Below are 14,401 nucleotides of genomic sequence, written 5' to 3'. Positions count from 1 at the left end.
GGATGAAGCGACAGATCCACCTCAATCTTTTCATCCAGAGCCGCGGCCATCACGAAGCCTCGTGGCGGCATCCCGACTCTTCAGCCCTTGCGCTGACCGACATCGAGTACTTTCGCGATCTTGCACGTCGCGCCGAAGCCGGTCTTTTCGATTCGATCTTCCTGGCCGACACCCTGGCGCTGATGGACACCGTGGCGCATGCCGCCAGCACCTGGCTCGAGCCGATCACGACGCTCGGCGCCATCGCCGGCTCGACCAGCCATATCGGTCTGATCGCAACGGCGTCGACGACCTATTCCGAGCCCTTCAATCTCGCCCGCCATTTCGGCTCCCTCGACCATATCAGCGGCGGCCGTGTCGGCTGGAATATCGTGACCTCCTGGCTCGCCGCTGCCGCGCGCAATTATGGAGGCGAGAGTCTGGTCAGCCACGATGAACGCTACGAGCGCGGCGAGGAATTCGTCCAGGTCGTGAAAGCCCTGTGGGATAGCTGGGCCGACGACGCCGTGCTCGACGACCGGGTGAGCGGTCACTATGCCCGGGCCGATCGCATCCGGCCGATCAACCATGAGGGCAAATACTATCGCGTCGCAGGTCCGCTCAACATGCCGCGTGGCCCACAGGGCCGTCCGGTGTTCGTGCAAGCCGGTTCCTCCGACACCGGACGCCGCTTCGCCGCCCGCCACGCCGAGGCGGTGTTCACGGCGCAGATGGAGAAGAAGACAGCGCAGGATTTCTACGCCGACCTGAAGGCGCTGGCGGCAGCCGAGGGCCGCAAGCCCGAACACGTGATGATCCTGCCTGGCCTCAGTCCGGTTATCGCGTCGACCGAGGCCGAGGCGCAACACCTGGCGCGCGATCTGAACGAGCTCACCGATCCCGAGGTGGGACGCAAACGGCTGAGCGGTCGCTTCGGCGGTCACGATTTCTCACATCTCCCACTCGACAGGCCGCTGACGCCAGAGGACTTCCCTGATCCTGGTACCGTGCAGGCGGCCCGCAGCCGCACTGAGGTGATCGTGGGACTGGTCCGTCGCGAGAAATACACACTACGCCAGCTTCTCGCTTACCTCGCCGGCGCGCGCGGCCACTTCACCACCGCCGGCACGCCCGAGCAGATCGCCGATCTGATCGAGGACTGGTTTAACGACGGTGCTGCCGACGGCTTCAATCTGATGCCGCCGCTGCTGCCGTCGATGCTCGACGTCTTCGTCGCAGAAGTGGTTCCGCTGTTGCAGAAGCGTGGACTTTTCCGCAGCGCCTATGAAGGCAAAACGTTGCGCGATCATTTCGGTTTACCACGTCCAACTACGCATCATTGAGGCACCAATCTCTTGCCGCGAGCGCATGACCTGCGGCATCCTCGAAAGGTGACATCGACGAAACCCCTCCTCCGCCGATCGATCCTCGGCGCAGCACTAGCAGCCCCTGCCTTGGCGCATGCGCAGACCAGTCTGCCCGATCGAGTATTGCGGATCGTCGTCGGCTTCGCGGCAGGAGGCGGCTCCGATGTCATGGCCCGGCTCATCGCCACTGCACTCGAGCGTCGGGTCGGGCGAAGGGTCACTGTCGAGAATCGCCCGGGCGGTACGGGTGCGGCGGCTGGCGAAGCGCTCAAGTTCGGCGGCACCGACGGCGGCATGGTCGCCTTCATGCCGACACCCTCGCTGGTCGCCAAGCTCTTCGCGCCCGCCTATCCCTTCGATCCGGCCACCGACCTGGCGCCAGTTACCACCGCCGGCACCTATATCGACGCCTTCGCCGTCTCACCCAAGATCGGTGTCGCGACTATCGCGGAGTATGTCGAGTGGTTGAAGGCCGGCGAACCGGGACGCAACAAGATCGGCACGACGGCCAGCGACGCCATGCTGCAGTTCTACACGCGTGCGCTCGGCCGGGAGTTCGGTGTGCCCATGGAGGGCCAGGCTTTCCGTGGCACTGCGCCGCTCGTGACCGACATGGAAGCCGGCAAGGTGCCGGCGGGCGTCGCGGGTCTCACCTCTTTTCTGGTAGCGCATCGTGGCAACCGCGTGCGCGTTCTCGCCACCTCCGGCTCCAGGCGAGTCTCGGTTGCGCCCGACCTGCCGACAGCGAAAGAGGCCGGTTATCCGGGCCTCACCATGGAGGAATGGTACGGATTCTTCGCCGCCGCCAACACGCCTCCACCTCTGGTCGATCTCTGGAATGGTGCTCTCACCGCCGTACTGAAGGACAAGGAAGTCAGCCATCAGCTTGCCCAGCTCGGCCTCGAGGTCGAAACCTCGACGCCGGCCGTCTGTGCCGAGCGTCTCGCGGCGCATATGAAGAAGTGGCAGGCGACGCTGCAAGGGCTCGGCATGAAGCCAACCCTTTGATCATATGAATCGAGGGAAGGAGAAACGTCGATGTTCAGCCATGTCACGATCGGCAGCAACGATCTCGCCAAGGCAAAGCCGTTCTATGACGAGCTGCTGAAGCCGCTCGGCCTGGTACGTCATCTCGACTTTCCGACAGCCGCTGGATATGGCCGTCCCGGCGGCCGGCCGCAGCTCTGGGTGCTGAGCCCGCTCGACCAGAAGGCGGCCTCGGTCGGCAATGGCGTCACCATCGGCCTCGAAGCCGACAATCGGGGCTCCGTGGATGCCGCCTACAAGGCAGCCATGAGTGCCGGCGCGAAGGATGAAGGTGCTCCCGGCCTCCGGTCGCACTATCATCCCGACTACTACGGTGCCTATGTGCGTGACCTCGACGGCAACAAGATCTGTGTTGTCTGCCACAAGAAACCCTGACCAGCAGGACAAGCCATGACGGAACCATTGAAGGTCTTCTGGCAGCCCGGTTGAACGAGCTGCCTGAGACTCAAAGAGTTTCTATCGGTCCGTGGGATCGACTTCGTTTCGATAAATGTGCTCGAAGATCCGGCCGGCCTGGCCGAGCTGCAGGCGCTCGGCGTGCGTTCCGTGCCGGTGCTGTCGCGCGGCAAGGAGTTCGTGTTCGGCCAGAGCCTGCCGCAGATCGTGGCGTTCCTCGGGCTTACCGAAAAGGCAGGCCCCGCCCTCTCGGCCGACGAACTCTCCCAGCGCCTCGACAAGTTCATGAGCGCGGCGATCGCCTTGCTGCCGCTGATGCCGGCGAAGCGCCTGCACGTCCATGTGCCTGGTCGGCCACGCAGCTATCGCGCGCTCGCCTATCACCTCTTCAAGGTCGTCGATGCCTTCCTCGATGCCGAGCGCGGCCTCACCCTGGAGCAGGCGATGTTCCGCGAAGAGCCGGCGCCCGATGCCGCCAGCGATGCTCTCGTGGAATACGGTACAGCCATACGGGATCGCTTCCGCGCCTGGCGGTCAGATGGTGATACCGACCCGGCCCGATCGCTCGCCACCTACTATGGCGCGCAAAGCCTGCATGAATTGCTCGAGCGCACCACCTGGCACTCCGGCCAGCACGTGCGGCAATGGATGATGCTGCTGGAACGCGAAGGCGCGTCCTTTCAACGCCCGCTGATCGACGCCGATTTCGCACGCCTGCCGATGCCCGCGAACGTCTGGGACGGCTGACCGGGCCCGCTCTGCGGTTGCAACCTCCTCCCCTGACCAGCGTTTTGTCACTGAGATATGCCCAACCAGCAGCCTCGGAGGACCTGACATGCGTACAGCCCATCACAACGGCAAGGACCTCGCCAAGGAGATCGCGCTTCTGAAGTCCCAGCTCGAAGAGCTGACGGAATCGATGAGCGGTACCGGCCAATCGATCGCGGCCCGCGGCGAGGAAGCAATCGAGGAAACGCTCAAGTCGGCGCGCGCCCTGATCGCCAAGTATGGTGACACGGCCAAGGCCGTCGCCCAGGACACGATCAACCTCAAGAACAAGGCGACCGATACCTTGATCGAGCAGACCGAGACCCGGCCGCTCACCACCGTGGCGGCGATCATCGGGATCGGCTTCCTAGCAGGCTATCTTTGTCGTCGCTCCTAGGAAGGACTCCGGACCCACCAAGCAACCCTCCGGGCAACCTTCCATGATCAGTGCGCTCATGCGGGCCGCAGCGACCGTCTCTGCGGCCCGCTCGTTGCGCGCCGCCACGGACAAGGCGGTCAACCGCGTATTGCTCGCCCTCGGAGCCGGCGCCGCACTGGCCGTGAGCGCGGTCTGCCTCACCTTCGCGGCCTTCGTTGTGCTCGAACGTCAACTCGACGCCGCGAGTGCTTCGGCGATCGTCGGCGGCGTGTGGGGCATCGTAGGAGTCGCGGGTTTCATCAAGATGCGCCGTTGAAACTTCGCTGATCGACATGGCTTCCAGTCAGAATCTCTCCATTCCGGAAATGCGTTCCTCCCTGCGGGACCAGGTGTTTGCCGAACCCTCGCCGTCGCCTCTAGGTTCGGCGCATGTCGACTTACGCCAACACTGTTCCCGTCATGGAGCGCCACCGCTTCGATGTTTCTTCTCTCGAACGGTACTTTACCGCTCGTCTTGAGGGCTATCGCGGCGGCCTGGAAGTTCGACAGTTCGACTCGGGCCATTCCAACCCGACCTTCTTCGTCTCGGCCGAGATGTCGACCGGCCAGCGCCAGGACTTCGTGCTGCGCAAGAAGCCGCCGGGCAAGCTCGTGGCCTCGGCACATCAGGTCGATCGCGAATATCGCGTGATCTCGGCCCTTGCCGACACCGATGTTCCGGTCGCACGCGCGCGCCTGCTCTGCGACGACGATTCGGTCATCGGCCAGATGTTCTACGTCATGGATGCCGTCGAAGGCCGGATCCTCGTCGATCCATCGATGCCCGCCCAGACGCCGGCCGAACGCGCCGCCATCTTCGACTCGATGAACGACGTACTCGCCCGCCTCCACAAGGTCGATCCGGTGAAGGTCGGCCTCGGCGACTATGGCCGCAGCGGGCAGTACATCGCCCGCCAGGTCTCGCGCTGGAGCAAGCAGTACGCCGAACTCAAGACCGAGGACATCCCGGCGATGGACAAGCTCTCGGCCTGGCTGCCCGAGAATATTCCCGACGACGGCGATCCCACGAGCATCGCCCATGGCGACTACCGTCTGGGCAATCTCATCGTCCATCCCACCGAGCCGCGCATCGTCGCCGTGCTCGATTGGGAACTGTCGACCTTGGGCCATCCGCTTTGCGACATCGCCTACAACTGCCTCGGCTATCACCTGAAGGAGCCGCCACACGGCTACGCCACGGTGGACTTCGCCAAGCTCGGCCTGCCGACAGAGAAAGAGTACGTCGCGGCCTATTGCCGGCGCACGGGCCGTACGTCGATTCCGCACTGGAACTACTACCTCGCTTTCTCGCTGTTCCGGCTCGCCGCGATTGCCCAGGGCGTCTACCGCCGTGGGCTCGGCGGCAACGCCGCAAATCCCGAATCAATCAAGATGGGCAAGGCGGCGCGCGAGCGCGCCGAACTCGCCTGGAGCCTCGTGTCCTAGGAGTAAACGCAGATGACCAAGAAACTGATCACCCGCCGTACCTCGCTGCTCATGGCTGGCGCCGCTGCTGCAGCACCCCTCGCCTCCGTGCGCGCACAGCAAACGGGCCTGCCCGACAAGCCGCTCAAGATCCTGGTTGGCTTTCCGGCCGGCGGTGGCACCGACGTGATGGCGCGCTTCCTGGCCGAGCCGCTGAAGCAGCGCACCGGCCGTAATGTCCTGGTCGACAACAAGGCGGGAGCCTCGGGCACCATCGCAATCGAAACCCTGAAGAACTCTCCGCCCGATGGCACGACCATCGCCTACGTGCCGAGCGCCACGATCATCCAGAAGATCACCATGCCGGGCGTGACCTGGGATCCCGTGACCGATCTCGCGCCGGTCGCGCAGGCCGGTACGGTCCAGACGGCGTTCTGTGTCTCGCCGACCATCGGCGTGAACAGCCTCAAGGACTATATCGCGTGGCTGAAGAAGAACCCGGACCGGCAGAGCTTCGGCACGACGGCGCTGGGCTCCTCGACCCACTTCTTCGGCGTCATGGCGGGCAAGGAAATCGGCGTCCCGCTCGAGCCGGTGCCCTATCGCGGCGCGGCACCTCTGGTGGCTGACCTGCAGGGCGGCCATATCGCGGCCGGCTGCGGCGGCATCACCGACTTCCTGGAGCATCACCGCGCCGGCAAGGTGAAGGTGATCTTCACCTCGGGCGTAAAGCCCACCACCTCGGCGCCGGAGATTCCGACCATCAGCCAGCTCGGCTATCCGCAGCTCGCCTCGCTGGGCTGGTACGTCTTCTTCGCCCCGGTCAAGACGTCCGCGCCCCTGCTCGACGCCTGGAACAAAGAGCTGAACGCCGTGCTTGCCCTGCCCGAAGTGCAGAAGAAGCTGGTCGAACTGGGCCTCGACGTCGAGCCGGCAACTCCTGCAGAATTCACCGCGCGCCTGGTGAAAGACCTCGGCGACTGGAAGAAGACTGTCGACTCGATCGGCTATAAGCCACAGGGTTGACGCCCAAAGGGAGAGATCGATGCCGACACTGAAGAGGCCCGATGCCGAGATCTATTACGAGGTCCACGGCACGGGCTTCCCGCTGCTGCTTTATGCTCCCGGCGGATTGAAGTCGCAGCTCGGTCTATGGAAGGAGAGCCCGGCCAATCCCGGCCAGCCGGCCGCCTGGATGAACCCGATGCAGGCGCTCTCCGACCGATTCACCGTGATCGGCATGGACCAGCGCAACGCCGGCAAGTCGGTGGCCGACGTGAAGCCCGACCATGGCTGGCACACCTTCGCGGCCGACCACATCGCGTTGATGGATCATCTCGGCTTCGGGAAGTTCCATGTCATGGGCGGCTGCATCGGCGGCAGCTACTGCTTCGAGGCGATCGAGCAGGCGCCCGATCGCGTGGCGGCGGCGGTGCTGCAGAACCCGATCGGCCTGCACGAGAACCGCGACACCTGGGATGCCGCCGTCAAGGGCTATGGCGAGACGGTGCGGGGGCGCGATCCGAACATTTCGCAGGCCACCATCGACGCGTTCGGCCACAACATGTTCGGCGGCGACTTCGTCTTCTCCGTTACGCGCGACTTCGTGAAGAACTGCAAGACACCGCTCCTCCTGCAGCCCGGTACCGACAAGCCGCACCCGGCCAAGACGAGCGACGAGATCGCCGCCCTCGCGCCCAACATCGAGGTCCAGAAGGACTGGCGCGGCCCGACCTATCTGGACGAGTCGATCAAGCGCGTGCGTGCCTTCCTGGAGAAGAACACGCCATGATGCAGAAGGGAGCGATCCTAATGGCAGCCTTGCTCGCGATGAGCACGGCCGCCGAGGCCCAAGAGGTGTGGGGCGCGGTGGCCGCCGATGGTCAGCGAAACTTCGGCGTCGCCGTTGGCATGGCGACGCGCGAGGCTGCCGAGATCTCGGCCCGTGCCGAATGCGGCGGCGGCCCGACCTGCATCATCCGTCTCGCCGCACCTGCTCGCTGCGTTTCCTACGCCCACAGCGGCAACGGCGAGGCCTCGGGCTACGGTGCCGGCCCGACCAAGGATGCCGCGGAGCAATCGGCCTGGAACGAGTGCAACGCCCGTGTGCTCGCCGATTCCTGCACCATCCGCAGCGGTCGCTGCTTCGACTGACGCTTCTTCGCTAAAACGGGAGCTTCGATTCTAGCAGCCACCTGCGCGCTTCGTGGATGCTGCGGAAGACCTCCACTGGCCGTTTATCGGAGGTCATCGACATGAAGAGCCGCGCCAGCTCGCCGCGCTTGTGATCGGCGACAATGGCGAGCGGCCCCCGAGGCTTTAGGACCGGCGCAGAGCGCAGCCGCTCGGCAATCGCCGACAGCTCTTCCTGGCCCATGCTCGAGGTGGCCGAGGTGATATCGATGATCTTGCGGTAGTGCAGAACGCCGGCGTCGATCATCTCCTTCACGAAGGCGGCGAGGTCGGTGGCGGAAATATCGCCACGCGCGACGCCAACGACGATCCGGTCAGGTGCGAAGATGTCGAGCTTGAACGGCATGCCCCCTGCCTGAAGTCAGTGACGGGGCTTACGCTACCTCGACATTGTCAGATCACGCGACGACATACCCTTGCAGCCACGCCGCAATTAGATCGCCTTAAAGTGTTCCCACCGGTTGTTGCTCCAACCACTTCCGCGCTTCATGCAGGCTATGGAACACCCTCACCGGCCGCTCGCCTTCGGTCATCTTGGCGAACTTCACGGCATTGTCGGCAGCCTTCCCGGGACTCATTACGAAGGCAACCGGGCCGCGAGACGCCGCGTTAGGCTGGGATCGCATGAAAATGGCGGTTCTTTCGATATCTTCTTCGCTCATCGGCGACGATGGGGAAGAAATGTCGATGAGCTTGCGGTAATGCATTGCACCGCTCGTCAACATCTGGCGAATCCCCTCGGTGATATCCTCGCCGGTAACGACGCCGCGGACCACGATGATAGCCAGGCGGCTGGGGTGGAAGAAATCGATGTGGATAGGCATGGAACGTATGTTCGCCTGCCTACATTTTACCGCAGCCCTGCGCAAGGATCGGTCGCTGTTTGAGTTGCGCCAACCCGGAGATCGTCAGTGGAAAAGGTCGCCATCGTCGTCGCCATCACCGTCGCGGTGGCAGCCATCGTCCATCTGTTCGGCCGCGCCCGGCCGGCGGCACAGCAACTCCGACGCACCACGATCGCGGCCATTGCTGCCGCCATCGCCGGCGGTGCGACCGTCTATGGGCTGGACTATCTGACCGGCAGCGATACCGAGCTGGTCGACCAGGCGGTAAGCGAGGCCCGCGCCCTGCCGCTGGTCGGACTGGTGCTGGACGATGTGCCGGGCGCCGAGGCCCGGCTGCGCACGGCGCTGAGCGAGGAGCTGCGCAGCCCCTCGACCCAGGGCCCGCCACGGCCGCTGGCCTTGATGACCGAATTACGCGCCACCCAGATCGTGCCTGCGCTCAAGGCGACCAATGCGGCCGATGCTCAGGCGGTCCTCGCCGCGCGGCTGGCTCTGATGCGCCATCTCAAGAGCACCGACCCGGCGACCTGCCGTGAACTCGTCCTGATCGGCATCCAGCGTGGTGAAAAACTCGACGCTACGGCGCAGAAGCTGATGCGCGACATGCTGACGGCCATGGAGAAGGCCTATCGCGCCGGCCGCGCGGCCCTCAAGGCAGGAACCATCTCACCGCCCGCTCTCGGTGACGCCGATGTCGCCGTCGTGCTCGGCGAAGCCGGGCTGACGCCAGCCGACTTCGAGAAGCTGCGCACCCTGCAGCGCCTCTCCAACGAGGAAGCGTGCGATCTCGGCATCAAGCTCAACGAAGCGCCGGGCAAGCTGCCCGCCGACAAGGCCGGCTCGCTGGCGCGCTATCTGGCGGCGGCGCAGTAGCCGTAGCGACGGTTACGGATTGGCCTTCGCCGCCTGCAGCGCCTCCCAGACGCGTGCCGGCGTGGCCGGCATGTCGAGGCTCTGCACGCCCGCCGTACGCAGAGCATCGAGCACAGCCGCCATCACCGTCTGCGGTGCGCCGATACAGCCAGCCTGACCCGAGCCCTTTACACCCAACGGATTTGCAGCGGTCGGCCGCTCCACCAGGGCGATGTCGAATGACGGCAGATCGTCGGCGCGTGGCAGGGCATAGTCCATCAGAGAGCCACTGAGGAGCTGGCCGGATTGCGAGTCGTAGACCGTGTGTTCCATCAGGGCCTGCCCGATGCCTTGCGCCACCCCGCCCTGCACCTGGCCTTCCGTCAGCATCGGGTTGATCAGCCGGCCGTAATCGTCGATCGCCGTATAGTCGACCAGCCGGATGGCGCCGGTCTCGGGATCGATCTCGACTTCCGCGACATGGCAACCGCTCGGAAAGGTGAAGACGTCGGTGATGTTCAGCACATGCTCGCCGAGACCGGTTCCCGGCGCCATTCCATCCGGCAGGTTGGCCGGATCGCCGGCGCTCTGCGCCAGCGTAGCGAGATCGATCGCGCGGTCGCTGCCGCGGACGGTGAAGCGCCCCTCCTTGTAGTCGAGTTCGTCGGTTGTCGCCTGCAACAGATGCGCGGCGAGCTGGCGTGCCTTCGCCAACGCCGCGTCCATCGCCTTCACCAGCGCCGCGCCACCCATGTGCATCGACCGCGCGCCACCATGGCCGGCACCGCTGCGTACCGCGCGTGTGTCGGCCTGCACATACCGGAACGCCACGATCGGCAGGCCGAGATGCTGGGCAGCGATCTGTGCGAAAGCCGTCTCGTGTCCTTGTCCGTTCGACTCCGTACCCACCGCGATCGTCACGGTGCCATCGCTTTCAAAACGCACCTCCGCGCCTTCGTTGGGCGCACCGCGCGAGGTTTCAAGGAAACAGGCGACACCGATACCGCGCAGCAGTCCCTTCTCCTTCGATGCCTTCCGTCGCGTCTCGAAACTTGCCGTATCGGCACGCTGGATCGCGGCCTCGAGATTGTCGCCGAAGCCACCGGAATCGATCGCCATGCCCATCGCCGTACGATGCGGAAAAGCAGCGATCAGGTTCTGACGGCGCAGATCGGCAGGGTCGCGCCCAATCGCACGCGCTGCGGCCTCGATGGCGCGCTCGATGATGTAATTGGCTTCAGGCTTGCCAGCACCGCGATAGGCATCGACCGGCACCGTGTTGGTGAGTGCGCCGCGGATGTCGACGGCGATGGCGGGGATGTCGTAGACGCCACCTTGTGCTGTCGACGCTGCGACGACCGACGCGCCAGGTCCATTGCCCGAGAGATAGGCGCCGAGATTGGCCACCATTGCCACATCGAGGGCGAGGAAGCGGCCTGTAGCATCGAGCGCGAGTTTCGCCCGGGCCTCGATGTCGCGGCCCTGCGCACCGGTCACGAACTCCTCGGCCCGGTCGGCGATCCAGCGGACCGGCCGGCCCAGCCGACGCGCCGCCCAGAGCAGAAGCACCCATTCGGGATAGAGGAAGTTCTTCATCCCGAACCCGCCGCCGACATCGGGCGCGTGGAGCTGGATGCGATCCAGCGGCACCTTGAACACGAATTCGGCGAGCTGGCGACGGATGCCATGCAGCCCCTGCCCCGTCAGTTCGAGATCCATGACGTCGCTGGCGGCGTCGTAGCGAGCAATGCCGGCGCGTGGCTCCAGCGGGACGACCACCACCCGGTTGTTCATCACCTCGACTTCGACGATATGCGCAGCCTCCTTCAAGGCGCGCTGCACGGCATCGTGCTCGCCGCGCTGCACATGATAGGCGAGGTTGCCTGGCGCCTGCTCCCACAGCGCGGGGGCTTCTGCCGCGAGAGCCGCGCTGCCATCGACGACGGAGGGCAGCGGCTCGTAGTCGACCTCGATGAGTTCCGCGGCTTCGCGGGCGATATCGGCATTGTCGGCGACGACAAACGCCACCGGATCGCCGACATGGCGTACGCGTCCCTCGGCCAGCGCCGGCCGGGGCGGCACGATCAAGGGCTTCACGGCGGCCATGCAGGGCAGATGTCCCAACCCATCGGCCGCGAGGTCCGCCGCCGTTGCAATCAGTTGCACGCCGGGCAGTGCGGCGGCTTGAACGGTATCGATGCGGTGGATCAGGGCGTGGGAATGCGGCGAGCGCAGCACATGGCCCGCCAGCGCAGTCGGCGCAGCGATATCTTCGAGGTAGCGGCCTCGGCCCAACAGGAAACGCGCGTCTTCGAGGCGGCGGATCGACCGCACGTCTGCATTCGTGTCTGGCATCTCAGGAAGCTTTCACCTGGCTGTCGGCCATCGGGCCTGGTTGTCCGTCTCGGTCGAGCAGGACCTGTACGAGTTTGCGAAACTGCGTCGGTCCGGCATCGAGGCTGGTCGGCAGCATACGGCGCGACGGATCGAGGTCGATCAGTTTCTGCTGCGCCTCGATGATCGCCTTGTCCTCGCCGAACGCCGCTTCGACGATGGCGAACAGACGACCCACCCGCTCGGCGTCGATATCGGCGCTGCGAGCGCCGGCAGCATAGAAGTACCGCGCCGTGCGGTCGCCGATCGGCGTCACCGCCTGATCATCGTAGCGCAGGAAGAGCGGCGCTTCGTCGGGTTCCTTACGGTTCCAGCGGTCGGCGGTGCCGGCCGGATAGAAAGCGGTGCGCAACAGGAAGATTCCCGGGAACAGAAAGTCGTAGCTGTTCCACAGGTCGAGCACCTCGCCCCAGCGACGCATGAATCCGCGCGACGGCTGGTTGCGCAGCCAGCGTTGTACGCGCAGGCCCCGCTCCAGCGGCTGAATGCGCGGCCGCTCGTCGGCCCATTGCGGCATGTCGAGGCCCAGCGTCTTCTCATGCGCGAAGGTGAGATGCGAGAGGTCGAGCAGATTGTCGTCGATCAGGAGATAGTGCGCGGCATAATCCATCTGTCCGCTGCGCATGCAGTAAGCCGGATCGCTGAGCCGCACCGAGTCGGGGATCGATGCCGGATCGGCCGCCGCAGCCTCACCCATCCAGACCCAGATCCAGCCGCCGCGCTCCTCCGCAGGGTAGCGCCGCACGCAGGCCGATTGCGGGATCAGCTTCTGGCCAGGAATCTCGATGCAACGTCCATCCGGCGCGAACTTCAGGCCGTGATACATGCAGCGCAGATCGTCCTGCTCCAGCCGGCCCATCGATAGCGGCGCGAAGCGATGGCAGCAGCGATCCTCCAGCACGACCACACCGCCATCGCCCTTGCGATAAAGCGCCAGTGGCTGCTCGATGATCGTGCGTGCTTCGATACGGCCGGGCGCCAGATCGTGTGACCAGCCGGCAACGTACCAGGCGTTGCGAACCCACTTTCCATCCATGGTGCCGGTCCTCCCGGACCCTTTGTTACGACGAGCATACACCATTGACGGACCGCGGCGACGGGCGGACGCTCCCGCCACCTGACGCAACCCTGTCTTTCGGAGCAAGTAATGATCGATCTGCACTACTGGCCCACGCCCAACGGCAAGAAGGTCACCATCCTGCTGGAGGAGTGCGGCCTGCCCTACAAGATCGTGCCGGTGAACATCGGGCGTGGTGACCAATTCACCGACGAGTTCCTGGAGATGAACCCCAACCATCGCATGCCAGTGATGGTCGATCATGCGCCCAAGGACGGTGGTGCACCGGTCACCATCTTCGAGTCCGGTGCGATCATGATGTACATCGCCGAGAAGGCCGGGAAGTTCTATCCGCAGGATCTACGGACACGCTACGACGTGAACCAGTGGCTGATCTGGCAGATGGCCAACCAGGGGCCCAAGAGCGGCGAGTGTGGCCATTTCCGCAGGGTCGATCAGGCCAAGGAAGGCGACCAGACCTATGCCATCACTCGCTTCACTGACGAGGTGAACCGGCTCTACGGCGTGCTGAACAACCGCCTCTACAAACACAAGTATCTGGCGGGCGACCAGTACACGATCGCCGACATGATCTGTTACCCGTGGACCATCAACTGGAAGTTCCAGGGCCAGGACATCGAGGAGTTCAAGCACTTCAAGCGTTGGTTCGATGAGCTTGGCGCACGCCCTGCCGTCCAGAAGGGCATGGCCGTCGGCGCCGATCTCTCGGTCGACAACACCAAGCTGCCGCCCGAGGAGCAGGCCCGCATCCGCAAGCTGCTCTACAATCAGCGCGCCCGGCCGGTTCCGGCCTAGGCCGTCGGCTAAAGCGGACCGTAAGCGCCGGGAAAGTCGGCGATGTTCAGGGTCGGCACGCCGGGCACCTGGACGAGCCGGCTCTCGGCGCTTCCATCCGCGCCGAGACGGTGCTCGACATAGCCCACTTCCTTGAGGCCATAGCGCGGCTGGCGCGCGTCCGGAATGACGAACGCCGTCGACGTGCCCCAGACGTGTAACGCACCGTCGGCTCGGGTCTCGCGATACTGATGGACGTGGCCGCAGGCGACGAGCGCCGGCGGCGCTTCTGCCAGCAATGCCAGCAGGCGGCGACGCGGCACGGGATTGATGAACCGCCCGGTGACCGCCGTCTCGTCGCGGTCGCGGTCGAACAAAGGCTTGTGCAGGAAGAGCGCCAGTGCTCGATCATCGAGCGTCGCGGCCGCGTCGGCGATCACCGTCTCCTGCTCTTCGGCAGCCTCGAGATCGCTGCCAAGAAGCTGGGCATTGATCCCCAGGACCCTCCAGCCGGGAACATCGAACGACCAGAAATCCGCATCAAAATGCCGGAGATAGCGATCGCGGCTGGCAGCATCGATCGCCCCCTCGCCGTGGGCGGGCGCGTCCTGGCTGTCGCCGAGATCGTGGTTGCCCGGCAGATAGCGGATCGGCAAATCGAGCGCGTCGTGCAAGGCGCGCGCCGCGGCGAGGTCGGCGTCACCGGCCGCCCCATCGAGCGAGATATCACCCGAGTTGAGCACGAGATCCGGCGGATCCGCGCGCAAGGCCGCGCCGATCCGCCGGAAGTTCTCAATGAAGAACGGCTTCTCCTCGCTGAGATGCGTATCGGAGATTTGGGCGATGCGGAAAACCATGTTCCCAT

At 65.0% G+C, this 14,401-nt stretch carries 17 protein-coding genes; 12 read left to right on the top strand and 5 right to left on the bottom strand.

All coding sequences use genetic code 11. The features are described 5' to 3' along the window. The first annotated feature begins 2 nt into the window (after positions 1-2). The 10 genes from EPO50_RS20210 (at position 3) to EPO50_RS20165 (ending at position 7,554) form a co-directional block, all read left to right on the top strand. The gene (locus tag EPO50_RS20210; protein ID WP_296346838.1) at positions 3-1,322 is read left to right on the top strand and encodes an LLM class flavin-dependent oxidoreductase; all 1,320 of its coding nucleotides are present in this window, start codon (positions 3-5) and stop codon (positions 1,320-1,322) included. A gap of 192 nt (positions 1,323-1,514) precedes the next feature. After that, positions 1,515-2,354, top strand: a complete 840-nt coding sequence (locus EPO50_RS20205) for a tripartite tricarboxylate transporter substrate-binding protein (RefSeq protein ID WP_296346836.1) — start codon at positions 1,515-1,517, stop codon at positions 2,352-2,354. Between the two features lie 30 nt (positions 2,355-2,384). Beyond that, positions 2,385-2,768: a VOC family protein gene (locus EPO50_RS20200; protein WP_296346833.1), complete on the top strand. Its 384-nt coding sequence runs from the start codon at positions 2,385-2,387 to the stop codon at positions 2,766-2,768. Positions 2,769-2,831: 63 nt separating this feature from the next. Next, a complete protein-coding gene (locus EPO50_RS20195) occupies positions 2,832-3,536 on the top strand; it encodes a DinB family protein (RefSeq protein WP_296347373.1) in 705 nt (234 codons plus the stop codon). Positions 3,537-3,624: 88 nt separating this feature from the next. Beyond that, positions 3,625-3,954, top strand: coding sequence for a hypothetical protein (locus EPO50_RS20190; protein WP_296346832.1), 330 nt, complete (start codon positions 3,625-3,627; stop codon positions 3,952-3,954). Between the two features lie 43 nt (positions 3,955-3,997). Then, complete coding sequence (locus EPO50_RS20185; protein WP_296346830.1) at positions 3,998-4,252, top strand: hypothetical protein; 255 nt, start codon at positions 3,998-4,000, stop codon at positions 4,250-4,252. Positions 4,253-4,365: 113 nt separating this feature from the next. Further along, on the top strand, positions 4,366-5,421 hold the full coding sequence (locus tag EPO50_RS20180; protein ID WP_296346828.1) for a phosphotransferase: 1,056 nt from the start codon (positions 4,366-4,368) through the stop codon (positions 5,419-5,421). Between the two features lie 12 nt (positions 5,422-5,433). Further along, the gene (locus EPO50_RS20175) at positions 5,434-6,426 is read left to right on the top strand and encodes a tripartite tricarboxylate transporter substrate-binding protein (protein WP_296346826.1); all 993 of its coding nucleotides are present in this window, start codon (positions 5,434-5,436) and stop codon (positions 6,424-6,426) included. A 19-nt stretch (positions 6,427-6,445) separates the two neighbouring features. Next, positions 6,446-7,192, top strand: coding sequence for an alpha/beta fold hydrolase (locus EPO50_RS20170; RefSeq protein WP_296346824.1), 747 nt, complete (start codon positions 6,446-6,448; stop codon positions 7,190-7,192). A gap of 20 nt (positions 7,193-7,212) precedes the next feature. Continuing rightward, the gene (locus EPO50_RS20165) at positions 7,213-7,554 is read left to right on the top strand and encodes a DUF4189 domain-containing protein (protein WP_296346822.1); all 342 of its coding nucleotides are present in this window, start codon (positions 7,213-7,215) and stop codon (positions 7,552-7,554) included. A gap of 10 nt (positions 7,555-7,564) precedes the next feature. Here EPO50_RS20165 and EPO50_RS20160 read toward each other — a convergent pair whose 3' ends face one another. Together EPO50_RS20160 and EPO50_RS20155 are read right to left on the bottom strand one after the other, a co-directional pair. Next, positions 7,565-7,939 (bottom strand): hypothetical protein, encoded by a 375-nt coding sequence (locus EPO50_RS20160; protein WP_296346820.1) that lies wholly within the window; start codon positions 7,937-7,939, stop codon positions 7,565-7,567. A 97-nt stretch (positions 7,940-8,036) separates the two neighbouring features. After that, a complete protein-coding gene (locus tag EPO50_RS20155) occupies positions 8,037-8,417 on the bottom strand; it encodes a hypothetical protein (RefSeq protein ID WP_296346817.1) in 381 nt (126 codons plus the stop codon). Between the two features lie 87 nt (positions 8,418-8,504). Here EPO50_RS20155 and EPO50_RS20150 point away from each other — a divergent pair, with 87 nt between their 5' ends. Beyond that, positions 8,505-9,311, top strand: a complete 807-nt coding sequence (locus EPO50_RS20150) for a hypothetical protein (RefSeq protein WP_296346815.1) — start codon at positions 8,505-8,507, stop codon at positions 9,309-9,311. A 12-nt stretch (positions 9,312-9,323) separates the two neighbouring features. On the opposite strand, the gene EPO50_RS20145 is transcribed toward EPO50_RS20150, so the two are convergent. Together EPO50_RS20145 and EPO50_RS20140 are read right to left on the bottom strand one after the other, a co-directional pair. Continuing rightward, positions 9,324-11,645, bottom strand: coding sequence for a xanthine dehydrogenase family protein molybdopterin-binding subunit (locus tag EPO50_RS20145; protein ID WP_296346813.1), 2,322 nt, complete (start codon positions 11,643-11,645; stop codon positions 9,324-9,326). A 1-nt stretch (position 11,646) separates the two neighbouring features. Continuing rightward, on the bottom strand, positions 11,647-12,720 hold the full coding sequence (locus EPO50_RS20140) for an aromatic ring-hydroxylating dioxygenase subunit alpha (protein WP_296346811.1): 1,074 nt from the start codon (positions 12,718-12,720) through the stop codon (positions 11,647-11,649). Between the two features lie 111 nt (positions 12,721-12,831). On the opposite strand from EPO50_RS20140, the gene EPO50_RS20135 reads away from it, so the two are divergent. Then, positions 12,832-13,557, top strand: a complete 726-nt coding sequence (locus EPO50_RS20135) for a glutathione S-transferase N-terminal domain-containing protein (protein WP_296346809.1) — start codon at positions 12,832-12,834, stop codon at positions 13,555-13,557. 8 nt (positions 13,558-13,565) lie between these two features. Here the strand turns inward: EPO50_RS20135 and EPO50_RS20130 are convergent, their stop codons facing one another. Then, positions 13,566-14,393 (bottom strand): metallophosphoesterase, encoded by an 828-nt coding sequence (locus EPO50_RS20130; RefSeq protein WP_296346807.1) that lies wholly within the window; start codon positions 14,391-14,393, stop codon positions 13,566-13,568. Between the last annotated feature and the right edge of the window lie 8 nt (positions 14,394-14,401).

This window comes from Reyranella sp. (genome assembly GCF_004297405.1).
Lineage (GTDB): Bacteria > Pseudomonadota > Alphaproteobacteria > Reyranellales > Reyranellaceae > Reyranella.
This window is presented reverse-complemented; position numbering and strand designations above follow the sequence as displayed.